The organism is Sphingomonas sp. PSPC2-2, assembly GCF_049897725.1.
In the GTDB taxonomy this organism is placed as follows: Bacteria; Pseudomonadota; Alphaproteobacteria; order Sphingomonadales; family Sphingomonadaceae; genus Sphingomonas.
The window spans coordinates 188,521-209,155 of record NZ_JAFCWU010000008.1; the positions used below are offsets into that span (position 1 = coordinate 188,521).

A 20,635-nucleotide genomic window follows, 5' to 3' on the forward strand; every position below is an offset into this window, starting at 1 on the left:
CAGGCAGGAGAGAACGTGAAGTTCGAACGTCGGTGTCTGAACCGCTAGCGTGTCATTGCGAGGATTCCGCATGAGCGTCCTCCTGCGGTTTGGGCGCATCACGGTCGGCGATCAATTGCCCGCCCGCCCCGTAATTTTCCGGGCTCACTTCCTCGATCACGATCTGCACCGCAGCCGGGTTCTTCCCCAGCCGCTGTACCAGCGACTGGGTGACATCGGCGACGATGGCGGACTTCTGGTCCTTGGTCGCCGTGCCGGCAAGGCGGATGCTGACGAACGGCATCAGGCTTCGCTCGCCTCCGTGCTTGCGTCGGTGGTTTCCTCATCGGTGAACCAGTGCGCGCGCGCGGCCATGATGATCTCATTGCCCTGCGCTTCGCTCAGGCCATATTCGCCGAGCACCCCGCCTTTGTCCTCGGCGCGCTTGGGCGCATCCTCGGCGCGGCGGCGCTGTTCCTGGCGCTTCTTCTGGATCAGCTCGTCGGTCGCCAGATCGGCGAGATCGTCGAGCGTCTTGATCCCGGCCTTGCCGAGCGTGACCAGCATCGCTTCGTTGAGGTGCGGCAGTGCGGCAAGATCGTCCTCAACGCCGAGCGCGCGGCGCTCTTCGCGATTGGCGGCTTCGCGGCGTTCGAGCGCTTCGGACGCGCGGCTCTGCAATTCGGCGGCGAGATCGTCGTCAAAGCCTTCGATCGAGGCGATTTCGTCGACTTCGACATAAGCGACTTCTTCCAGCGCGCCAAAGCCCTCGGCTACCAGCAGCTGTGCCAGCGTCTCGTCAACGTCGAGCTCGGTCTGGAACATCTCGGTGCGCTCGGCGAATTCCTTCTGGCGCTTCTCGCTGGCATCGGCCTCGGTCAGGATGTCGATCGCCTTGCCGGTCAGCTGCGAGGCGAGGCGCACGTTCTGGCCGCGACGACCGATGGCGAGGCTGAGCTGATCGTCGGGGACGACGACTTCGATGCGGTCCTCTTCCTCGTCGATCACCACGCGGCTGACCGATGCCGGCTGCAGCGCATTGACGACGAAGGTCGCGGTGTCGGGCGACCACGGGATGATGTCGATCTTCTCGCCTTGCATTTCCTGCACCACCGCCTGCACGCGGCTACCCTTCATGCCGACGCACGCGCCGACCGGATCGATCGACGAATCATGGCTGATCACGCCGATCTTCGCGCGCGAACCCGGATCGCGGGCCGCAGCCTTGATCTCGATGATGCCGTCGTAAATTTCGGGCACTTCCTGCGCGAACAGCTTCTTCATGAAGTCGGGATGGGCGCGGCTGAGGAAAATCTGCGGGCCCCGGTTTTCCCGACGGACGTTGAGGATCAGCGAGCGGATGCGGTCGTTGACGCGCACCACTTCGCGCGGAATTTGCTGATCGCGGCGGATGACGCCTTCCGCGCGGCCCAGATCGACGACGACATGGCCGAACTCGACGCGCTTGACCACGCCGGTGATGATCTCACCCATGCGGTCCTTGAATTCTTCGAACTGGCGCTCGCGCTCCGCGTCGCGGACCTTTTGGAAGATCACCTGCTTGGCGGCCTGCGCGGCGATGCGGCCGAATTCGATCGGAGGCAGCGGGTCGACGATATAATCGCCGACGACGGCACCCTTCTGGAGCTTCTGCGCTTCCTTCAGGTTCACCTGCTTGAAGTAATCGTCGACCGCCTCGACCACTTCGACGACGCGCCACAAGCGCAGGTCGCCGGTGACGGGGTCGAGCTTTGCACGAATGTCGTTCTCGGCACCGTAGCGCGCGCGGGCGGCGCGCTGGATCGCGTCTTCCATCGCCTCGATGACGATGCCCTTGTCGATCATCTTCTCGGTCGCGACGGCATTCGCAATGGCGATCAGCTCGGCGCGGTTGGCGGTAACGGCGGTGGCCATCAGTTCAGTCCTTCGTCTTCAGTGCCTTCGGGCACCAGTTCGTCTTCAATCTCGTCTGCGCCGTCGAGCGACAGCGGCCGGGTGGCGGCGATCAGCGCGTCGGTCAGCAACAATTTGGCGGTGCCGACCTGCGCGAAGGTAATCTCCATCTCGCCATGCTTCTGCACGTAAATGGTGATGCGGTCGTCGGTGACGCCCTTGAGCAGCCCGGTCAGCACCTTGCGCCCCTCAATAGGAGCAGCCAGCACGATCCGCGCCTCATGCCCGGTCCAGTCGGCGAAATCCTTCAGCCGGGTGAGCGGGCGGTCGATGCCGGGCGACGACACTTCGAGGCGATATTCCTCGGTGATCGGATCGCGACCCTCGGCCTCCAGCGCGTCGAGCACGTCCGAGATACGGCGCGACAAATCGGCACAATCCTCGATCGTGAGCTGGCGCGTATCGGGGCGTTCGGCCATCACTTGCAGGGTCAGGTCGCCCTTGCCGCCGAACAGCTTCACGCGCACAAGATCGAAGCCGAGCGCAGCGGCTTCGGGGGCGATCAGCGCAGTCAGGTCGGGCTTGTCGGCCAAGATATGTCCCATGCAAAGGTCTTCGCTGCCGGAACCGGGTGGCTCCAGCCTCTTCACCTGGCGATGTAGAGAATATGCGTCGTATAAGCGCGTAGAGCGGCGCTGGCAAGCCATCCTGCATGTCACGCCGTTGCGTGGCGGAACAACTCAGGGGGGACGACGGTAGTGCTTTTGAAAAACCGGAGAGTGTTCATGCTGTCGTCGCGTCTGCCGCTCGTTATCGCCTTCGTCGCCACGACTGCCTGTTCGGCCCAGCCGCAGCAGAGCAGCACCACGCCGCCGGTGGCGTCACCGGGCGATCCGGCAACCCCAACGCCCTCGCCCAGCGCGCCGCCGGTGACCACGCTTCCTGACAATGCGCCCGATGCGACGGTTCCCAACGTTCCGGCGACCACCGGCCGCGCCAATCTCGCCGCGACTACGCCGCCCTTCGCGATACAGAAGATCGGCCAGTTCGCCGACCCGTTCGCGATTGCGATCCTGCCCGACGGATCGGCGCTGGTGACCGAGAAGGCCGGCAAGATCAAATGGCGGCACCCGGACGGCACGGTCGCCGACATCGGCGGCGTGCCGAAGGTGCTGAACGAGGGGCAGGGCGGGCTGCTCGATATCGCGCTCGCGCCCGATTTCGCGACGAGCAAGCTGGTCTATATCAGCTATTCCGAACCGCGCACCGGCGGGAGCAGCCTGGCGCTGGCACGCGGACAGTTCAGCGGGACCGCCTTGGTCAATGTGCAGGTGCTGTGGCGCGCGGGTTCGGACGGGGTCGGCGGGCAGTTCGGTGCCAATATTCTGTTCGCGCCCGACGGCCAGTCGCTCTATTTGTCGTCGGGCGAGCGTCAGCGCTTTACCCCCGCTCAGGACCCCGAGCAGCGGCTTGGCAAAATTCTCCGCCTGACGCTCGATGGCAAGGCGTGGCCGGGCAATCCGGATTACAAAGCGGGCGGCGCACGCGCCGAAACGTGGAGCACCGGCCACCGCAACCCTTACGGCATGGTGTTCACCGCCGACGGGCATTTGTGGGAAGAGGAGATGGGGCCGAAGGGCGGAGACGAGCTCAATTTGATCCTGCCGGGGCGCAATTATGGTTGGCCGATCGTTTCGAACGGCGACAATTATAGCGGCAAGATGATCCCCGATCATCCCAGCCGACCCGATCTCGAGGCACCCAAATTGTGGTGGAATCCGTCAATCTCGCCGGGCGGGATGATCGTCTATTCGGGCGCGATGTTTCCGCACTATCGCGGCAATCTGCTGATCGGGGCGTTGTCGGGTGAGGCGCTGATCCGCGTCTCGGTGTCTGGCGACACCGCCAAGGCCGAGGAGCAATGGGCGATGGGCGCGCGCATCCGTGACGTCGCCCAGGCCCCCGATGGCGCGATCTGGCTGTTGGAGGATGACGGGGCCTTGGTGCGGCTGACGCCGAAAGGGTGACCCCGCGTCGAGGTCGTTTAGGCGCGTACGATCAGATAGTTCATGCGCGCGGCGGCGATCGGTTTGTCCGCGTCGTCCTGCCAGGCGGTCGCCTCGACATTGGCGACGCGGCCGCCGAGTCGGGTGACGGATCCCCGGGCGAAGGTCGGCTTTTCGCGGCCGCCGCGCATATAATCGACGGTCACGTTGATCGGCTTGATCTGGCCGCCGCCATCCTCCGCCAACGCACACCGCAAGGCGACGATCGCTGCCATCTCGAGCAATCCGCCAATTGCACCGCCGTGCAAATAGCCCGGCCGCCCAAGCAGCGTGTCGGCGCTGGGCATCAGCAACAGGGTCGGATCCGCTGCATCGGCAAGCGTGATACCGAGCAGTTCGGCATAGGGCGGCAACATCACGCGCGCTCCGCCGGGGCGTCGGTGAACATGAAGGTGCCAGCGACATGGGCCAGCGGATCGGTCGGATCGCCATCATGCGCCTGCCCGCGCACGAATGAGATCGAGCGGGTGATGCGGTAGCATTCGCCGTGCCCGACCACCGTTTTGCCCGGCGTCGCGGGGCGCAGATAATCGATCCGCAGATCGAGCGTCGCATGCGGCCGGAAGCGCCCGAGCCGGGTCCACACCGCCAGGCTGGTCGCCATGTCCATCATCGTCAGGATCGGGCCGGAGGCGAGCACGCCGCGGTCGGGGTCGCCGATCAGCGCAGCTTGATAGGGGAGCTTCAACTCTACCCAATCGGGGCCGTGCGCGTGATAGCTGAGCTTCAGCAAGCCGCCATGCCCGCCCACGCCATGGCGAATGAAGCGCTGAGGATCGAAAGGCGGCAAGGTCTCGGGCGTCATTGTGCTCGCGATGTACTGCAATGCAGCACCGGCGCAAGCGCGTTGGTGGACGCGCCGAAAGAGTGTGGGGGCGGTCACCCCGCGATATTACACCGAATTAACTCCTCGACTGTGCCTCTGCGCGCTTAGCATCGGATGGCCGGTCGATCCGGCGCATTGTTGATGGACAAAAGGGAGGCGCGCGATGGATATCTTTAACCTCGACATCAACCAGATCGTAGATCTTGGAACGCAGATCGGCACCAGCGGAGCGATCCGCACCCTCGAATTGGTTGGCGATGATGTGTTTGACTACATCATAGGTGTCGCGATCCTGATCTATGAAATCTACCCGAATGGTTGAGCGCAGCGCGCTCGATGCGGCGGCGGCACGGTCTTTTGCCGCCGCCGCCCGTTTTCGGGCGAGCGAGCCGTATCGTGCGCTGGAGGCAGCATTCTCTGTCCCGGCGGTGGAGGATGCGGTGGTCGCGGTGCTAGCCGATACGGGCTGGGTCGGTGCGCTGATCGCGCCGCTTGTCGCTGCTTTGAGCGACGATCCATGGTTCGAGCCTCCCTTTCGCGTCGCGCGCGATGGCCTGCGGATCGGGACCGTGGTGTTCGAAAACCCGGTCGTCTCCATTGCAGCGACGGTGCTGTCGGCGGACGCGTTGGCGGTTTTGCCTCCGCCGCAAACGGTGGTGGTGCCGGGACGCCTGACCTTGACGCGGTATGTCCGTGCCGGAGAGGCACGGTTGCGGTTGTGGGATGCCGAGCCGATGGGCCCGGATTTCTCGGCGGCGACGGCGCGACCGTGCAGCGCCGCCCCAGATCTTGTGCTGCGCGATGGCGCGGTGGTGCGTCTGGACGGACGCACGCGCGGCCATTTGATCGACGGCGCGCGGAGCGATGTGGTGACGCTCAACGCAACGATCCGGACTGAAACGGCCCCTTACGCACGCGAATATGCGATCGAGACGGGTGCCTTGGTGCGCGTAGCGACCAATGACGATCGGGCCGCGCGCACGCAGATGTTGCTCGCCTATCTCCGCCTGGCGCAACGCCCTGGAGCGCAAGAGCGCTTCGCCGCCGCGACACGCGACCCCGCCTTCTTCCTGCGGTGGGGCGCGATGCGCGAGTGGCTGGCGATCGACACGCGCGCGGCGTTGCCACGCCTGCGGGAAATGGCGGAGGCGGACCCCAATGCCGAGGTGCGCGCGGCGGCGACCGCGACATTGGCGCTGGTTGAAGAGCGAATCGCTGCCTGATGCCGCGCTTGCTCGATCCCGGTGACGGCGACGCGATCGGCCTCGACGATCTGGTCGCGACGCTCGATGAGACACTGTTCGATGCCCGCGACGAGGATTCGCTTGCAGCTCTGGGGCCGCTTTTGGCGCGGCTCGGGCGCAACCGCGACTTCCTGGCCGATCTCGTGATTGCGGAACTGGAGGACCGCTGTTCGGGGCAGTCGAACGGCAATTCCTATGGTGCGCAGGTGTTCCTGTTGCGGCCGGCCAATGGCCGTTATGTGTTGCGTGCCAATTTCTGGCCGGCCCGCAACGATGCGGTTGTGCGCGCGAGCGGCACCGCGCCGTTCTTCTACGATCTGCCGCACGACCATAATTTCTCGTTCCTGACCGTCGGCTATCAGGGGCCGGGCTATTGGAGCGATTATTACGATTATGACGTCGATGCCGTGACCGGCTTGCCCGGCGAAGTCGCGGGCCTGCGGTTTGTCGAGCGATCGCGGCTCGAACCGGGCAAGGTGTTGCTGTATCGCGCGCGGCGCGACGTACACCGGCAATTGCCGCCCGACAGCTTGTCGGTGTCGCTCAATATCCTTGCTTACGACCGCGCTCAACCATGGTGCGACCAATTCCGCTTCGACGTGACGGGAGGCACGATTGCCGAGGGGCTGACCACGGCCCCTTCCGAGGCGTTGGTCGCGCTCGCGGTGCATTTGGCGGGCGAGCATGGGGTGGCGCTCGCTGATGAATTGGCGACGCGTCACCCCGCTCCCCGCATGCGCGTGACGGCGCTGCGGGCGCTGGCTTCGCGCCACGCCGGGGAGGCGGAGCGGCGCGCAGTGCTCGCACGCGGTCTGGGCGATCCCGATGGCTATGTCGCGGGCTATGCTCGGCAAGCCCTTTTGGGTCCAAAACGGATTTAAAGCACAGCATTTGCGCATTTGGCGGCTGCTAAACAGGAGCGGTGGAACCCGTTCTGGCCTTGGGCCCGCACCGTCCCGGACTTGGTGTGGAGGCAGCGAAGCGCGGCCTTCATTTCGTGGCGGATGGATCGTCCGCGCGCGCCGGGGTGCAGTTCCTCCGCGGGACGGGCTGGGTAGCCGATATCCCCATGCTCGTGGTGGTTGCAGGGGACGACGCAGCGGTGGCGGCCGCGATCGACGCGGGTGCCGATGATGCGGTTGCATCGTCGGCCAGCGATGCGCTGATCGCCGCGCGGTTGGCGGCGCTGGTGCGGCGTGCGCCGGGGCGGCTTCGGCTTGGCGCGTTGGAAATCGATCGAGTCGAGCGTCGCGTTTTGCGCTCGGGACATACGCTCGATTTATTGCCGCGCGAATATCGCCTGCTGCTGCATCTGGCCGAACATGCTGGGCAAGTGGTGCTTCACGACGAATTGCGGCGGGCGGTGTGGGGGCTGGATTTTCATCCCGGCACCAATGTCGTTGCGGTGCATGTGTCACGGTTGCGGGCCAAGCTGGATCGGGGATTCGCGGCACCGTTGCTGCACACCGAAAAGGGCGTGGGCTACCGCCTTGCCGTGCCGGAAAACGCGGTATAGCTTCGCGTTTCAAAACGAAACGAAATAGCCGGTGAGAGGGCCCTGATATGTCGCACCCGAGCGTTCACGCGCGGACCGATCCCGCGAAACCCGCACTGATCGTCGCTGAGACGGGCGAGACGATCAGCTTCGGCGCGCTAGACGCACGGTCCAATCGCGCGGCGCATGTGTTCCGTGCGCGCGGGTTGAAGGTTGGCGACACGATCGCCTTGTGCCTGGAGAACACGCCCGAATTTTACGACATCGCCTGGGGTGCGCAGCGCGCCGGACTGTTTTTCGTGTGCATCTCGACCAAGCTCACCGCTCCGGAAGTTGACTATATCCTGCGCGATTCGGGGGCGGCGCTGATCGTGCTGTCTGCCAGTCTGGCGAACGTGGCGGCGGGGCTGCCCGGCGATGTCGAACGTTTTTCGGTCGGGGGTTCCATTGAGGGCTGGGAAGCGTGGGAGAGTGCTGTAGCTGCGATGCCCGATACGCCGATCGCCGACGAGCGTGCGGGGATCGACATGCTCTATTCCTCCGGCACCACAGGACGCCCCAAGGGCGTGCGGGTCGCGTTGCCCGAAGACCCCGATATTGCCGGCGCGACCGTGCTCGAAATGCTCGCGCGCGGGCTGTATGGCCTTGGCCCCGACAGCATCTATCTCAGCCCCGCGCCGCTCTATCATGCCGCCCCTTTGCGTTGGTCGATGACGGTGCAGCGTCTGGGCGGTACGGTGGTGATGATGGAGCATTTCGACCCCGAACGCGCGCTTGCCGCGATCGAGCGCTATCATGTCAACGCCAGCCAATGGGTGCCGACGCATTTCGTGCGGATGCTGAAGCTCGATGAAGCGACTCGCGCGCGCTATGACCTGTCGAGCCTCAAGGTCGCGATCCATGCCGCCGCGCCGTGCCCGGTGCCGGTGAAGGAAGCGATGATCGCCTGGTGGGGCCCCGTGCTGTACGAATATTATGCGGGATCGGAGGGCAATGGCCTGACCACGATCGCCTCGCCCGAATGGCTGACGCACAAGGGTTCGGTCGGCAAGGCGGCGTACGGCGTGCTGCACATTTGCGATGAGCAGGGCGAGGATTTGCCGCCGGGTGCCGAGGGACTGGTCTATTTCGAGGGCGGCGGCGCGTTCGAATATCATAATGATCCCGCCAAGACCGCCGAGGCGCGCAATGCGCGCGGCTGGTCGACGCTCGGCGATATTGGGCGGATCGATGATGAGGGGTATCTCTACCTGACCGACCGCAAGAGCTTCATGATCATCTCGGGCGGGGTGAACATCTATCCGCAGGAAATTGAAAACCGGCTGATCACGCATCCGCGCGTCGCCGATGTCGCGGTGATCGGCGGACCGTGCCCCGAAATGGGCGAGCGTGTCGTGGCGGTGGTGCAGCCGGTCGACATGGCCGAGGCGGGCGAGGCATTGGCGGCGGAATTGACCGCGTGGTGCCGCGCCGAACTGTCGGGCGTAAAAACCCCGCGCCAGATCGATTTCGCGGCGGAATTGCCGCGCCATGCCACCGGAAAATTGTACAAAAGGCTGCTTCGCGACCGTTATTGGGGCGAAACCGGGAGTAAGATCGTATGAACGACCGCGTCACGACCACCATCACGCACCATATCGCCGATGTGCGGCTCACCCGCGCCGACAAGATGAACGCGATCGACCCGGCGATGTTCGAGGGGATTGGCGCCGCGATCGACGCGCTCGCTCCCCGCAAGGATGTGCGCGCGGTGGTGCTGTCGGGCGAGGGTAAGGCGTTTTGCGCGGGGCTCGACATGACCAGCATGGCGGGCGGTGGATCCGGCCTGTCGCGCGTCGACCGCAACGCGCAGGGCGCGATCCTGCCGCAGCATGTGACCTGGGGCTGGCGTAACCTGCCGGTGCCGGTGATCGCGGCGGTGCATGGCGTGGCCTTTGGCGGCGGGTTCCAGATCATGTCGGGTGCCGACATCCGCATCGCGGCACCGGGCACGCGCTTTTCGATCCGCGAACTCTATTGGGGGCTGGTGCCCGATATGGCGGGCTTCCCGATCTGGCGTGGCTTGGTGCGCGACGACGTACTGCGCGAACTGATCTACACCGCGCGCGAATTCGATGCCGAGGAAGCGTTGCACCACGGCTTCATCACACGCATTGCCGAGGATCCGCACGCCGCGGCGCTGGCGCTGGCGCACGATATCGCCGCCAAGAGCCCCAATGCGATCCGTGGGGCCAAGCGCCTGTGCAACATGGCGTTCGATGCCGATCCGTTGGCGATGCTCGAAGCCGAAACCGCCGAGCAGGTCGCGGTGATCGGTCAGCCGCCGATGATGGAGCAAGTCGCCGCCAACATCCAGAAGCGCCCGGCGGTGTTCCACGACGCGGATTAGGGGCGATTTCCTTTAGGTAGGCCCCCCTCAAATTCCGTTCGGGCTGAGCTTGTCGAAGCCCCGCTCTCCTCAGGCCGCAGCGATCGCGGGGGGAGAGGTGCCCTTCGACAGGCTCAGGGCGAACGGGGAAGGGGGCGGCTTTCCCCTCTACGGAAGGGGGATGCCGTGTGCACCACCCCTCAAGCGCGAATGCGGTGCGCCTCCAGCCCGGCGCGGAATTCCGGGGGCAGTTCGGTCAGGCCGCCGCTAGCGCTCATCACCAGCACCACATCGGCGGTGGCGATGCATTCGCCCTTTTGGAAGGCGGCGGCGAGAATGCTCCAGCTCCGCTTGCCGATCTCGCCAATGCCGCTGGCGATTTCGACATCGTCGGGGAAGAAGCCCTCGCCCAGATAATTGATCTCGAGCTTGGCGACGAGCCAGCGATGGCCCGACCATCCGGTCAAGTTCATCGCACGGTTGAAGCGCACGCGGCCGCTTTCGAACAGACCGGCCATCGCGACATTGTTGATATGGCCCAGCACGTCGAGATCCTGGAAGCGCGTCTGGATCGTCTCGCGGTGCGGATAGCTGGCGGGGTCGAGGCGATGGGGGGCAGGGCGGGGCATGAAGGTTCCTTATTCCCCTCCCGCTTGCGGGAGGGGTTAGGGGAGGGGCGTGGGGCAGGTGCGAGGGAATCATTTTCCCTCCCCCAGCCCCTCCCGCACGCGGGAGGGGAGATGTTACCGCGGCGCCATACGGATCGCGCCGTCGAGGCGGACGTCCTCGCCGTTGAAATAGCTGTTCTCGACCATCGCGAGCGCGAGCTTGGCATATTCCTCGGGCTTGCCGAGCCGCTTGGGGAACGGCACCGAGGCGGCGAGATTGTCCTTCACTTGCTGCGGCGCGCCTTGCATCAGCGGCGTTTCGAAAATGCCCGGCAGGATGGTGTTGACGCGAATACCTTCGCCCATCAGGTCGCGCGCGATCGGCAACGTCATGCCGACGACGCCGCCCTTGGACGCGGAATAGGCGGCTTGGCCGATTTGCCCGTCCTCGGCGGCGACGCTGGCGGTCATCACGATCGCGCCGCGCTCGCCATCTTCGCCCGGCTCCAGCGTCAGCATTCCGGCGGCCGATTTGGCGACGCAGCGGAAAGTGCCGACCAGGTTGATCTGGATGAGCCAGTCAAACGCGGCCAGGCTGAAATGCTTGATGCTGCCGTCTTCCTTGGATCGGCTGGCGGTCTTCATCGCATTGCCGGTCCCGGCGCAGCACACCAGCACCGATTCCTGCCCATGCGCCGCGCGCGCCTTGGCGAAACCGGCATCGACCGATTCCTCGGAGGTGACGTTCACTTCGCAGAACACGCCGCCGATTTCGGCGGCCACGGCTTCGCCCTTTTCGGTCTGCAAATCGAAGATCGCGACCTTTACGCCCTTGGCCGCGAGCGCACGGGCGGTGGCGGCGCCAAGGCCGGAGGCACCGCCGGTGACAACGGCGGCTTTGGTGGAATCGAGATTCATGAGGTCTCCCCTAGTTCGTCGCCCCGGCGGAGGCCGGGGCCGCTTTGGTGTGTGCAGTGCCGGTGTTGCGCTTCGCAACGTGGCGGCCCCGGCCTCCGCCGGCGCGACGCCGTGGTCAAATCCGCTCGATGATCGTGACGTTGGCGATGCCGCCGCCTTCGCACATCGTCTGCAGGCCGTACCGCCCGCCCGAGTGCTTGAGCGCATGGACCAAGGTCGCCATCAATTTGGTGCCTGAGGCCCCGAGCGGATGGCCCAGCGCGATCGCGCCGCCATTGACGTTCAACTTGGCATGGTCTGCGCCGACATGCTTCAGCCAGGCGAGCGGCACCGGCGCGAAGGCTTCGTTGACTTCGTACAGGTCGATGTCGTCGATCTTCATGCCGGCCCGCTGCAAGGCGCGGTCGGTCGCGAACAGCGGTTCCTCCAGCATGATCACCGGGTCGCCGCCCGTCACCGTCAGGTTCACGATCCGTGCGATCGGGGTGAGGTTGTGGGCCTTTAGCGCTGCTTCGCTGACGATCATCACCGCGCTGGCGCCATCGCAAATCTGGCTGGCATTGGCGGCGGAGATGCTGCCGCCTTCCTGCAGCAGCTTGACCGAACCGATGCTCTCCAGCGTCGCATCGAAGCGGATGCCTTCATCGGTGGCGTGGGCGACGACGCCTTCGGAGGTCTCGATGTCGAGCGCGATGATCTCATCGGCAAAGGCCCCGCGCTCGGTCGCGGCGGCGGCGCGGCGGTGGCTTTCGAGCGCGAAGGCATCAAGCTGGGCGCGGTCGAAGCCGTGCTTCTTGACGATCATTTCGGCGCCCATGAACTGGCTGAACAGGATGCCGGGATATTTCTCCTCCAGCCGCGGCGATTTGTAATTGCCGAGCCCCTCTTTCATGAACAGCGTCGCGGTCGAGCCCATCGGCACGCGCGTCATGCTCTCCACGCCTGCCGCGATCACGATATCCTGCGTGCCCGACATTACCGCTTGCGCGGCGAACTGCATTGCCTGCTGCGAGGAGCCGCATTGCCGGTCGATCGATACGGCGGGGACGCTGTCGGGCAGGTTTCGGGCGGCGAGCACGGCATTGCGGCCGACTTGCCCGGCCTGCTGCCCGCCTTGCATTACACAGCCCATGATGACGTCGTCGACCGCGGCCCCGTCGATCCCGGTGCGCGCGACGATCGCATCCAGCACCGCCGCCGCCATATCGACCGGGTGCCAACCGGCGAGTTTGCCGCCGCGTTTGCCGCCAGCGGTGCGCACCGCATCCACGATATATGCCTCGGCCATGCTCGACTCTCCATATCCGTTGTTATTTGCAACCTCTCTTGCCGTGATCCTCCGCGCTCGGCAAGGTGGTTCGCATACCGAATGATCGAAAGGATAGGGTGATGGAGGTCAGCGAAGCGATTGCGGCGCGGCGATCGGCGCGCGGGTTTCGCGCCGATCCGGTCGATCCGGCGGTGCTGCACGGCATCGTCACCAAGGCCGCGCGGGCGGCAACCGGGGGCAATTTACAGCCCTGGCATATCGACCTGCTGACCGGCGATCCGCTCGCGCGGCTCAAGGCGGCGGTGCTGCACAAGATCCAATGGGGTCAGCCAGAAACCCCAGCATATGACATCTATCCAAAGGAGCTGGTCGCGCCATATCGCGACCGGCGTTTTGCCGTGGGCGAGGCTATGTATGGCGAGATCGGCATCCCGCGTGAGGACAAGGCCGCGCGGCGCTTATGGTTTGCGCGCAACTTCCAGTTCTTCGGCGCGCCTGCCGCGTTGTTCTGCACCGTCGACCGGCGGATGGGGCCGCCGCAATGGGCCGATCTTGGCATGTATCTGCAGAATGTGATGCTGCTCGCTGTCGAGGCCGGGCTGGCGACCTGCGCGCAGGAATGCTGGGCGATGTACCCGGAGACGGTAGGCGAGGCGATCGGCATCCCGCCTGAGCGGATGCTGTTCTGCGGCATGGCGATCGGGTTCGAGGATACAGAAGAGCCCGCGAACCGCTTGCGCAGTGCACGGGCTCCGGAAGAGGAGTGGTTGCGGATCTGGGATTAATTCCCTCTCCCCTTGGGAGAGGGAAAGGGAAATCAGCCTGCTGCTGGCGAGCGGCGGCCACCGCCACCTGCGGGACGGCCTTGGCCGCCGGGGCGACCACCAGCCGGACGGCCATAGCCGCCGCCGGGGCGACCCTGGCCACCGGGACGACCGCCGCCAGCCGGACGGCCTGCGCCTTCGGGGCGTGCGCCAGCCGGACGGCCAGCGCCAGCCGAGCGATCACCGGTCGGGCGTGCAGCATGCGTCGCCTTGGGCGGGGCGCGGTGGCGGCCCGAGTCATCGCGACGTTCGAATGTGTCCGAACCCGCCGGGCGTGCCGCCTTGATCCGCGCTGCTTCGGCGGTGAAGCCTTCGGGAAGCTGCATCATCTCGGGCTTGACGCGCGTCAGCTTCTCGATGTCGCGCAGGTACGTCCGCTCATCATCCGCCACGAAGCTGATCGCGGTGCCCGATGCGCCGGCCCGCGCGGTGCGGCCGATGCGGTGGACATACTGCTCGGGCACGTTGGGCAGCTCGAAGTTGAACACGTGGGACACGCCCGACACGTCGATGCCGCGCGCGGCGATGTCGGTTGCGACGAGCACCTTGGCCTTGCCCGACTTGAACTCGGCGAGCGCGCGTTCGCGCTGCGGCTGGCTCTTATTGCCGTGGATCGCGTTGGAGACGATGCCATTGGCACCGAGCAGCTTCACGACGCGGTCGGCACCGTGCTTGGTGCGGGTGAAGACGAGCGCGCGCTCGACCTTCTCGTCACGCAGCAGGATCGTCAGCAGCGCCTGCTTTTCGCCCTGGTTGAGGAAGGTGACGAACTGGTCGACGCGCTCGGCGGTGCTGGAGGTCGGCGCGACCTTCACCGTCTTGGGATCGTTGAGGAACTGGTTGGCAAGCTCACGGATCGCATTCGGCATCGTCGCCGAGAAGAACAGGGTCTGGCGCTGCTTGGGCAGCATCCGCACGATCTTGCGCAGCGCGTGGATGAAGCCGAGGTCGAGCATCTGGTCAGCTTCGTCGAGCACCAGGATTTCAAGCATCGCGAGGCTGACGAAACGCTGCTCGATCAGGTCGAGCAAGCGGCCCGGCGTCGCGACGAGGATGTCGACGCCGCGCGCCATGTCCTGGCGGTTCTTGTTGATGCTGGTGCCGCCGAACACGGTTGCGACCGACATCTTGGAGAACTTACCGTATTCGCGGGCACTCTCGGCGATCTGGCTGGCCAGTTCGCGCGTCGGGGCGAGCACGAGCATGCGGCAATGCGTCGGCAGCACGCGCTTTTCGTTGTTGACGAGCTGCTGGATCGACGGGAGCACGAAGGCCGCCGTCTTGCCGGTGCCGGTCTGCGCGATGCCGAGCAGATCGCCGCCTTCGAGCAGGATCGGGATCGACTGCTTCTGGATCGGGGTGGGGGTGGTGTAGCCCTTGGCTTCGAGCGCGCGGACGAGCGGCTCGGCGAGGCCGAGTTGTGCGAAAGTCATAATGGTTCAGTCCATTGCATGTGCCATGGACGCGCGTTCTGGACGCACGGATGGCGGGGGGAGGATGACACCCCGCGTGAAAAGGGAAGTCCGTTGGATAACGACCGAGGCGGAGCTTGGGCTACCGGTTAACGGCATACCTAATCACGCTGCATGACGCCTCGATAGGGCGCATATGCCTGCTGCGGTGCGGAAAGTCAAGATGGTGGAGACCGAGGCGCAAGGCGGAGGTGCGGGAGTGGTAATCGCCCTACCGCCGTCACCCCGGCCTGGTGCCGGGGTCCACCCAGCCGCGGCCGATACCGCCAGCAATGTAGGGAGCGGTCGCCGCAAAGTGGACCCCGGCACCAGGCCGGGGTGACGGCGGGCGTTGTGGTGCCGCGTCAAGGCAGAGCGTCAGCCGCGCCTCACCGCTCATACGCCTTGGGTAAAGCACCTTCCTGCGGCACTATGTAGCGCTCGCGGAGTGCATCCTGGCGGGTGCGCAAGGGTTGCTTGATGCCGTCGATATAGACCGCCGCCACCGCCGTGCCGAGTTCGAGCGGATCGCCGTCCCAGATCACCACGTCGCCGCGCCGCCCGGTTTTGAGCGAGCCGATCTCGTCGCCCAGGCCGATCGCTTCGGCCGGCACCGAGGTGATCGCGGCGAAGGCGGCGTTCCAGTCGAGGCCGGTCGCGCCGGGCAGCTTGGTCAGCGCGACCAGATTGCCGGCATATTGCTTCTCGCGCCGCGCCTGGCGGGCTTCGTCGTCGTTGATCGTGCCGATGCCGACCAGCACGCCGGCCGCCTTCATCCGCCCGACATTGGACTGGGTTGCGCCGAGCTGGTCGAACGATTCGGGCAGATCGGCGAGCGCCGAGGCGATGACGGGCACATGCGCCGCAGCGAGTTCGTGCGCGACCATCCAGCCTTCGCCTGCGCCGACGAACACCAGCTTCAATGCCGGGAAATCGCGCTTGAGCTCGATCAGCGCGAGCATGTCCGCCGCGCGCTCGACATGGACGAGCAGGGGCATGCGGCCATTCACCACCGGCACCAGCGCCTCGGCATCGGCACGCGTCAGCAGCGCGTCCTTGCCCTGATCGGCATAATGGGCCGGATCGCGGGCGTAGTCGCGCGCCTGGGCGATGGCGTTGCGGAAGGCAGTGAGCGCGGCCGGGCGGCTGCCCCCGGCGGCCCGGGCGCCGCCTTCGCCATATTCCATGAACTGGAAGGCGCGCGCCCGGGTGATGGGGCTGCGGTCGGCCCCGAGGTCGATCACTGCGCCCTGTCCGGCAAAGATCGACCCGGCATTGTCGGGCGCGACGATCGCGCGCGTTACGCCCTCGGCGCGGTTGAGCGGGATCGAGGAGGTCGCCGGGTTGACCGCTGGCGCAATGTCGATCGCGGCGTGGAACGGGCTGGTGCGGGCACCGGCATCGTTGGTTTCATCGACGCCATCGACCTCGACGATGCCCATGCGGGTGAAGCCCGCGACGATGCCGGGGGTGACCCAGCGGCCACCGGCATCGACCGTGGCGATCCCGGCGGGAACCGCGACCGCCTTGCCCGCCGCAACGACGCGCCCGTCACGAACGATGACGGTGCCGCCCTCGATCGGCGCGGAGCCGTCCCCGATGACGAGCTTGGCATTGGTGATCGCGACCGATTGGGCGGCGGCGGGCGCGGCGAGGAAGGCGGCGCTGAGCAGCAGGAGGCGCTTCACTTGGTATCTCCCGCACCGGGCTGGCCGAGTTCGAAATCGGAGACGGGCCGTCGCTTCGGATCGTTGGCGTCGTAGAGCAACGCCCCGTCGATCCACACCTTTTCGGGCCGGGTATAGACGCTGAACGGATTGCCGTTCCACAGCACGACATCGGCCATCTTGCCGGGTTTCAGGCTGCCGGTCTTGTCGGCGATGCCGAGCGCCTTGGCCGGGTTATAGGTCAGCCATTCCCAGGCGACCGCGTCCGAAATGTCGATCCCGGCATGGCGGCCCGAGGCGAGCGCCTTGGCCACTTCCTGGTTGAGGCGCTGGATGCCGTCGGCGTCGTCCGAGTGGATCATCGCGCAGGCACCGTTCTTCTGCAGCAGCGCAAGGTTCTCGCCGATCGCGTCATAGGCTTCCATCTTGAAGCCCCACCAATCAGCCCAGACCGCGGCGCAGGTGCCATTCTGCTTCAGCAGATCGGCAATCTTATAGGCCTCCACCGCGTGGTGGAAGGCGCTGACGTGGTAGCCGAACTCCTTGGCCATATCCATGACGATGGCCATTTCGTCGGCGCGGTAGCAATGATTCTGGACGAGGATTTCACCCGACAGCACCCCCGCCAGCGTATCCATGGCGATGTCGCGGCCGGGGATTTCGCCGCCGTCCTTCTCATATTTGTCCCATTTGCGCTTATATTCGGCCGCGCGCGCCCAGGTTTGGCGGTCGACCGCGATATTGCCCATGCGGGTCGAGGGTTCGCGCCCCTTGGAGCCGTAGACGCGCTTGGGGTTCTCGCCGCACGCCATCTTTAGGCCGTACGGCGCGCCGGGGAATTTCATGCCCTGTTCGGTGCGGGCATAGACATTCTTGATCACGACCGAGCGGCCGCCCATCAAATTGGCGGAGCCAGGCAGGATCTGCAGCGTGGTAACCCCGCCATTGACCAGCGCGCGGCTGAACCCCGGGTCCTGCGGCCACACGCTATGTTCGGCCCAGACATCGGCGGTGACGGGGCCGGTCGCTTCATTGCCGTCCGAATTGGCCTGGACGCCGGGCGAGGGGTAATCGCCCAAATGGCTGTGAATATCGATGATGCCGGGGGTAAGCGTCTTGCCGGTGCCATCGATGACGGTCGCGCCCGCCGGGGCCGCGACGCTCTGGCCAAGCGCCACGATCTTGCCATCGGCGAACAGCACCGCGCCATCGTCGATCCGCCCGCCCTCGCCGTCGAAGATGGTGACATGGGTGACGAGCGTCGGCACGCCGGGATAGGGCTTGTAGGTCGACGGGTAGGGATCATGCGCAAAACCCTTCCCCGCGCCGGGCCCGGCTTTGGCGGGAGTCGAGGCGGTCGCAGGCTTCGCCCCGCCGTCGCTGACGCAGCCCGCGAGCAGCGCCGTGATGGCCGCGGCACCCAGCAGCGCCCGCAGCCGTGCGGGCAGAATTCGATCCGCCATGAAAGTCCCCCTTGCGCCGCGATCGGCTTGGTTTTGCGCAACATTCCGGGATTGGCAGGGGCTGTCAACCGCGCGCGGTGCGGGGTGCCGCTCGGGGAGAAACGCGAGAACGCTGAAAGAAAAACTTGGGGGTACTAAAGATCAACGCAATTGAATGCACATCGTTTTAGTAGAGATTGATGCGGTGCCTGGGGGGCAGTGGTGCGGATGCCGCTGGCTGGGCCAAGATTTCAAGGAGATTCGACGATGAAGAAGGTTTTGGCCCTGACGCTGACGGCCGCGATGGCGCTTTCGCTGGCGGCGTGCGGCGGCGGTGGCAGCAACACCAGCGCGGTGGCGAACGAGGATCTCTCGCTCAACGACACGCTCGGCAATGACGCGTTCGGCAACGACACCATCGGCAATGACACCGTGATCGACACCAACGCAGCCGACACCAATGCCGCTGCCGCGACGGGCAACGCGCTCTGACCTGATTTTCGTCCTATAGTGGATTCAGACACGCCAGGTTTGCTCCCTAGGCGCAACCTCAGGCCCGGCGGCACCACCGCCGGGCTTTTTGTTTTTGGCGGGGTGGGGGCGTTCCTGTTGGGGAGACGATGACCACCTGCCCGCCTAGAAAATGAACCGGCAGGTTAGAGAGATGCAAAATCGGGTGTTAAAGCGGTGCTGCGCTCAGATGCTTATATCCGGCTTAGGCTAGGCGGGAAGCAGGCTAGCGACACTTGCTACGAAAGTCGGCAAAGTGGCCGTTCTGAACGGGGACGAGTAGGCGGAGGGTTGATCCGCCAAAATGGCAACGCGAACGCTTGCTAAAGCTTATTGATAATGCGCACTTTCCAATTCTAACGAATCGGCGCGCGCGCGTGGGCTTAGCATATGAAAACCTTGACGCCGCAACGCGGCGGTTCGTGGTCGAAGAAATCGAAATGGATGTAAATAATGGATCGATTTACATCAGCAACTATCTAAATTCGCAAGGTTGCGAGATTTGGCCGCGTTTGCTCAAAGAGGCGGCCGAAAACGGAAATGACGATACATTAGCGGCTTCTATTGTTCGATGTCGATGTCTGAAAGCTCACGTCGAGAGAAGAACGTCAAAGGGCGGATATACCACCGCAGCCGTTCCCTACACCGCCCACGAAACAATGGGGGAGGGCGAATTTAATCGGTACTTCACACGCGGGCTTTGCCGGTATGCGATCGACGAACGTATCGCTTATTTGGAAGTCTATCGAGCGAAGGCGGTTATGGCACCAAGGCAGGCTTCCCAGGCCAAAATCGGCGCTATGGTCGATCCGCAAGCGATCCTCGATGACCTTCGTATGTCGCCGGGGCTTGAGCCTGCCTTAGGACTCCCGCCCGGGCCAAATTCCGGCCTGACGCTAAGAATCCCTTGGAATGTAGGCTGATCTGCCCTTGCGATGTTGATGACCAGTCTGCGATGGTGCCGTCTTCCTCCGTGCAGGGAGCAAATGCCTGCTAGGGGCTTCCAGTGGGGCAACGAGGAGCGAAAATTTATTTTCTGCCTCTCGCGCTGCCGAGCGACGGCTGCCGCTTGTGGGCGCTTGTGAACGCCCTGAAGGGCAAGCGCAAAAATTGACTGTCAAGCGTCAATTTGACAAAACGATGTAGGTTTACGAAATGAGCTTCTGATTTCGACACGCGATTTTTCGCGCGCCGGATTTTTTGTTGTGAAGCAACGCTGTTCAAAGGAGGGCACCGCAATGACTGCATTCGCACCTCTAGCAGTCGCTAACGCCGTACTCGATGAAGCTCGAGATCAGGGTAAGTCGCTAACGATCATGCAGCTTTTGAAGCTGGTTTATATCGCGCACGGTTGGTCGCTCGCGTTGCTTAACGTTCCGCTGGTGAATGAAGAGCCGGAAGCGTGGCAGCATGGCCCCGTTTTTCCGTCGATTTATCGCGAGTTTCGACGCTTCGGTTCGCAGCCAATCCAAGGCAGCGCAATGGGCCCGTTTGGAGCGCCCCAAGTCGCGAATCTGTCTGACGCGCAACGATCGGTCGTTCATTCGGTCGTACAGAATTACGGCGATATGCATGCTTTTTCGTTGTCCCGGATAACGCACGAAACCGACACGCCATGGTCGAAAACATATCGAGGCGGCTTGGGTAGTTCGGAAGATATTCCGAATGCAATAATCGCAGAACACTATAAAAAGCTGGCGCATGAGCGACGCGCCACGTCTTAACGATTCGATTGAAAGCATAATTGGCGATGCCGCTGCCGGTGAGGCATCCGCGGCGGCCCTAACTCCTGACGATCTTAAGGCTTTAGCCGATCGCGTTGATTTGCTCACAGCGGACTTTGGGCGTTGGGAATCTTACAAGGCCGCATCCGCCGAATATATCGCGGCTTTCAAAACCGAAGTCGACTGGCATTGGCGGATTCGCCTCGCTGTATCGATTGCTTGCGGCCTGTTATACCAACCTGCATTGATCACGACCCACGCGCCCATTTGCGGCGTCCGATTGTCATGATGCGCCATGGCTGATCAACCAGCCTGTTCCAAGCCTCGCAGCAAAGGTCGATGATGTTGTC

The 20,635-nt window shown here is 64.6% G+C and carries 23 protein-coding genes; 12 read left to right on the top strand and 11 right to left on the bottom strand.

Annotation, left to right across the window (positions count from 1 at the left end; translation table 11 throughout):
• Positions 1 to 52: 52 nt before the first annotated feature.
• The 3 genes from ACP7BY_RS15425 to rimP are packed head-to-tail and all read right to left on the bottom strand — an operon-like array spanning position 53 to position 2,477.
• Positions 53 to 283 (bottom strand): tautomerase family protein, encoded by a 231-nt coding sequence (locus tag ACP7BY_RS15425; protein WP_033964443.1) that lies wholly within the window; start codon positions 281 to 283, stop codon positions 53 to 55.
• Positions 283 to 1,893, bottom strand: coding sequence for a transcription termination factor NusA (gene nusA / locus ACP7BY_RS15430; protein WP_033964442.1), 1,611 nt, complete (start codon positions 1,891 to 1,893; stop codon positions 283 to 285). The genes ACP7BY_RS15425 and nusA overlap by 1 nt, the downstream gene beginning before the upstream one ends.
• Positions 1,893 to 2,477, bottom strand: coding sequence for a ribosome maturation protein RimP (gene rimP / locus ACP7BY_RS15435; protein ID WP_405052971.1), 585 nt, complete (start codon positions 2,475 to 2,477; stop codon positions 1,893 to 1,895). Before rimP ends, nusA begins: the two co-directional genes overlap by 1 nt.
• A gap of 180 nt (positions 2,478 to 2,657) precedes the next feature.
• Between rimP and ACP7BY_RS15440 the strand changes: the two genes are divergently transcribed.
• Positions 2,658 to 3,899 (top strand): PQQ-dependent sugar dehydrogenase, encoded by a 1,242-nt coding sequence (locus ACP7BY_RS15440; RefSeq protein ID WP_137902676.1) that lies wholly within the window; start codon positions 2,658 to 2,660, stop codon positions 3,897 to 3,899.
• Positions 3,900 to 3,916: 17 nt separating this feature from the next.
• On the opposite strand, the gene ACP7BY_RS15445 is transcribed toward ACP7BY_RS15440, so the two are convergent.
• Together ACP7BY_RS15445 and ACP7BY_RS15450 are read right to left on the bottom strand one after the other, a co-directional pair.
• Positions 3,917 to 4,294 (bottom strand): PaaI family thioesterase, encoded by a 378-nt coding sequence (locus ACP7BY_RS15445; RefSeq protein WP_033964441.1) that lies wholly within the window; start codon positions 4,292 to 4,294, stop codon positions 3,917 to 3,919.
• Entirely contained in the window at positions 4,294 to 4,743 is a 450-nt protein-coding gene (locus ACP7BY_RS15450; RefSeq protein ID WP_033964440.1) for a PaaI family thioesterase, read from the bottom strand. Before ACP7BY_RS15450 ends, ACP7BY_RS15445 begins: the two co-directional genes overlap by 1 nt.
• Positions 4,744 to 4,927: 184 nt before the next feature.
• On the opposite strand from ACP7BY_RS15450, the gene ACP7BY_RS15455 reads away from it, so the two are divergent.
• Genes ACP7BY_RS15455 through ACP7BY_RS15480 form a run of 6 tightly spaced genes read left to right on the top strand, consistent with a single transcriptional unit; the run spans position 4,928 to position 9,892 of the window.
• Positions 4,928 to 5,086: a hypothetical protein gene (locus ACP7BY_RS15455; protein WP_156142986.1), complete on the top strand. Its 159-nt coding sequence runs from the start codon at positions 4,928 to 4,930 to the stop codon at positions 5,084 to 5,086.
• Positions 5,079 to 5,987, top strand: a complete 909-nt coding sequence (locus tag ACP7BY_RS15460) for a hypothetical protein (RefSeq protein ID WP_137902675.1) — start codon at positions 5,079 to 5,081, stop codon at positions 5,985 to 5,987. The genes ACP7BY_RS15455 and ACP7BY_RS15460 overlap by 8 nt, the downstream gene beginning before the upstream one ends.
• Positions 5,987 to 6,889, top strand: a complete 903-nt coding sequence (locus ACP7BY_RS15465) for a transposase (protein ID WP_137902674.1) — start codon at positions 5,987 to 5,989, stop codon at positions 6,887 to 6,889. Before ACP7BY_RS15460 ends, ACP7BY_RS15465 begins: the two co-directional genes overlap by 1 nt.
• 41 nt (positions 6,890 to 6,930) lie before the next feature.
• Positions 6,931 to 7,524: a winged helix-turn-helix domain-containing protein gene (locus ACP7BY_RS15470; RefSeq protein ID WP_137902673.1), complete on the top strand. Its 594-nt coding sequence runs from the start codon at positions 6,931 to 6,933 to the stop codon at positions 7,522 to 7,524.
• Between the two features lie 47 nt (positions 7,525 to 7,571).
• On the top strand, positions 7,572 to 9,107 hold the full coding sequence (locus ACP7BY_RS15475) for an acyl-CoA synthetase (RefSeq protein ID WP_137902672.1): 1,536 nt from the start codon (positions 7,572 to 7,574) through the stop codon (positions 9,105 to 9,107).
• Positions 9,104 to 9,892 carry a crotonase/enoyl-CoA hydratase family protein gene (locus tag ACP7BY_RS15480; RefSeq protein ID WP_033964439.1) on the top strand — a complete coding sequence of 263 codons (789 nt, stop codon included), beginning with the start codon at positions 9,104 to 9,106 and terminating at the stop codon, positions 9,890 to 9,892. Before ACP7BY_RS15475 ends, ACP7BY_RS15480 begins: the two co-directional genes overlap by 4 nt.
• Positions 9,893 to 10,071: 179 nt before the next feature.
• On the opposite strand, the gene ACP7BY_RS15485 is transcribed toward ACP7BY_RS15480, so the two are convergent.
• From ACP7BY_RS15485 to ACP7BY_RS15495, 3 genes are all read right to left on the bottom strand, one after another.
• Entirely contained in the window at positions 10,072 to 10,500 is a 429-nt protein-coding gene (locus ACP7BY_RS15485) for an acyl-CoA thioesterase (protein WP_033964438.1), read from the bottom strand.
• A gap of 114 nt (positions 10,501 to 10,614) precedes the next feature.
• On the bottom strand, positions 10,615 to 11,397 hold the full coding sequence (locus ACP7BY_RS15490) for an SDR family NAD(P)-dependent oxidoreductase (RefSeq protein ID WP_137903344.1): 783 nt from the start codon (positions 11,395 to 11,397) through the stop codon (positions 10,615 to 10,617).
• Between the two features lie 115 nt (positions 11,398 to 11,512).
• Positions 11,513 to 12,685 carry an acetyl-CoA C-acetyltransferase gene (locus ACP7BY_RS15495; protein ID WP_033967396.1) on the bottom strand — a complete coding sequence of 391 codons (1,173 nt, stop codon included), beginning with the start codon at positions 12,683 to 12,685 and terminating at the stop codon, positions 11,513 to 11,515.
• A 101-nt stretch (positions 12,686 to 12,786) separates the two neighbouring features.
• Here ACP7BY_RS15495 and ACP7BY_RS15500 point away from each other — a divergent pair, with 101 nt between their 5' ends.
• Positions 12,787 to 13,452, top strand: a complete 666-nt coding sequence (locus tag ACP7BY_RS15500) for a nitroreductase (protein WP_033967395.1) — start codon at positions 12,787 to 12,789, stop codon at positions 13,450 to 13,452.
• Positions 13,453 to 13,484: 32 nt separating this feature from the next.
• Here the strand turns inward: ACP7BY_RS15500 and ACP7BY_RS15505 are convergent, their stop codons facing one another.
• The 3 genes from ACP7BY_RS15505 to ACP7BY_RS15515 all read right to left on the bottom strand — a co-directional run bounded on the left by ACP7BY_RS15505 (position 13,485) and on the right by ACP7BY_RS15515 (position 18,072).
• Entirely contained in the window at positions 13,485 to 14,924 is a 1,440-nt protein-coding gene (locus ACP7BY_RS15505; protein ID WP_126845512.1) for a DEAD/DEAH box helicase, read from the bottom strand.
• 407 nt (positions 14,925 to 15,331) lie between these two features.
• Entirely contained in the window at positions 15,332 to 16,630 is a 1,299-nt protein-coding gene (locus ACP7BY_RS15510; RefSeq protein WP_137903345.1) for an amidohydrolase family protein, read from the bottom strand.
• The gene (locus tag ACP7BY_RS15515) at positions 16,627 to 18,072 is read right to left on the bottom strand and encodes an amidohydrolase (protein ID WP_137903346.1); all 1,446 of its coding nucleotides are present in this window, start codon (positions 18,070 to 18,072) and stop codon (positions 16,627 to 16,629) included. The genes ACP7BY_RS15510 and ACP7BY_RS15515 overlap by 4 nt, the downstream gene beginning before the upstream one ends.
• Positions 18,073 to 18,318: 246 nt before the next feature.
• Between ACP7BY_RS15515 and ACP7BY_RS15520 the strand changes: the two genes are divergently transcribed.
• The 4 genes from ACP7BY_RS15520 (at position 18,319) to ACP7BY_RS15535 (ending at position 20,574) form a co-directional block, all read left to right on the top strand.
• Positions 18,319 to 18,543 carry a hypothetical protein gene (locus ACP7BY_RS15520; protein WP_010406861.1) on the top strand — a complete coding sequence of 75 codons (225 nt, stop codon included), beginning with the start codon at positions 18,319 to 18,321 and terminating at the stop codon, positions 18,541 to 18,543.
• Between the two features lie 440 nt (positions 18,544 to 18,983).
• Positions 18,984 to 19,484, top strand: a complete 501-nt coding sequence (locus tag ACP7BY_RS15525) for a hypothetical protein (RefSeq protein ID WP_137903347.1) — start codon at positions 18,984 to 18,986, stop codon at positions 19,482 to 19,484.
• A gap of 315 nt (positions 19,485 to 19,799) precedes the next feature.
• A complete protein-coding gene (locus tag ACP7BY_RS15530) occupies positions 19,800 to 20,285 on the top strand; it encodes a Panacea domain-containing protein (protein ID WP_033967320.1) in 486 nt (161 codons plus the stop codon).
• Positions 20,263 to 20,574, top strand: coding sequence for a hypothetical protein (locus tag ACP7BY_RS15535; RefSeq protein WP_137903348.1), 312 nt, complete (start codon positions 20,263 to 20,265; stop codon positions 20,572 to 20,574). Before ACP7BY_RS15530 ends, ACP7BY_RS15535 begins: the two co-directional genes overlap by 23 nt.
• Positions 20,575 to 20,635 lie beyond the last annotated feature (61 nt).

Coding starts and splice junctions, on each gene's coding strand:
- ACP7BY_RS15425 (WP_033964443.1), bottom strand. CDS start 283: ATGCCGTTCGTCAGCATCCGCCTTGCCGGCACGGCGACCAAGGACCAG.
- nusA (WP_033964442.1), bottom strand. CDS start 1,893: ATGGCCACCGCCGTTACCGCCAACCGCGCCGAGCTGATCGCCATTGCG.
- rimP (WP_405052971.1), bottom strand. CDS start 2,477: ATGGGACATATCTTGGCCGACAAGCCCGACCTGACTGCGCTGATCGCC.
- ACP7BY_RS15440 (WP_137902676.1), top strand. CDS start 2,658: ATGCTGTCGTCGCGTCTGCCGCTCGTTATCGCCTTCGTCGCCACGACT.
- ACP7BY_RS15445 (WP_033964441.1), bottom strand. CDS start 4,294: ATGTTGCCGCCCTATGCCGAACTGCTCGGTATCACGCTTGCCGATGCA.
- ACP7BY_RS15450 (WP_033964440.1), bottom strand. CDS start 4,743: ATGACGCCCGAGACCTTGCCGCCTTTCGATCCTCAGCGCTTCATTCGC.
- ACP7BY_RS15455 (WP_156142986.1), top strand. CDS start 4,928: ATGGATATCTTTAACCTCGACATCAACCAGATCGTAGATCTTGGAACG.
- ACP7BY_RS15460 (WP_137902675.1), top strand. CDS start 5,079: ATGGTTGAGCGCAGCGCGCTCGATGCGGCGGCGGCACGGTCTTTTGCC.
- ACP7BY_RS15465 (WP_137902674.1), top strand. CDS start 5,987: ATGCCGCGCTTGCTCGATCCCGGTGACGGCGACGCGATCGGCCTCGAC.
- ACP7BY_RS15475 (WP_137902672.1), top strand. CDS start 7,572: ATGTCGCACCCGAGCGTTCACGCGCGGACCGATCCCGCGAAACCCGCA.
- ACP7BY_RS15480 (WP_033964439.1), top strand. CDS start 9,104: ATGAACGACCGCGTCACGACCACCATCACGCACCATATCGCCGATGTG.
- ACP7BY_RS15485 (WP_033964438.1), bottom strand. CDS start 10,500: ATGCCCCGCCCTGCCCCCCATCGCCTCGACCCCGCCAGCTATCCGCAC.
- ACP7BY_RS15490 (WP_137903344.1), bottom strand. CDS start 11,397: ATGAATCTCGATTCCACCAAAGCCGCCGTTGTCACCGGCGGTGCCTCC.
- ACP7BY_RS15495 (WP_033967396.1), bottom strand. CDS start 12,685: ATGGCCGAGGCATATATCGTGGATGCGGTGCGCACCGCTGGCGGCAAA.
- ACP7BY_RS15500 (WP_033967395.1), top strand. CDS start 12,787: ATGGAGGTCAGCGAAGCGATTGCGGCGCGGCGATCGGCGCGCGGGTTT.
- ACP7BY_RS15505 (WP_126845512.1), bottom strand. CDS start 14,924: ATGACTTTCGCACAACTCGGCCTCGCCGAGCCGCTCGTCCGCGCGCTC.
- ACP7BY_RS15515 (WP_137903346.1), bottom strand. CDS start 18,072: ATGGCGGATCGAATTCTGCCCGCACGGCTGCGGGCGCTGCTGGGTGCC.
- ACP7BY_RS15520 (WP_010406861.1), top strand. CDS start 18,319: ATGAAGAAGGTTTTGGCCCTGACGCTGACGGCCGCGATGGCGCTTTCG.
- ACP7BY_RS15530 (WP_033967320.1), top strand. CDS start 19,800: ATGACTGCATTCGCACCTCTAGCAGTCGCTAACGCCGTACTCGATGAA.
- ACP7BY_RS15535 (WP_137903348.1), top strand. CDS start 20,263: ATGAGCGACGCGCCACGTCTTAACGATTCGATTGAAAGCATAATTGGC.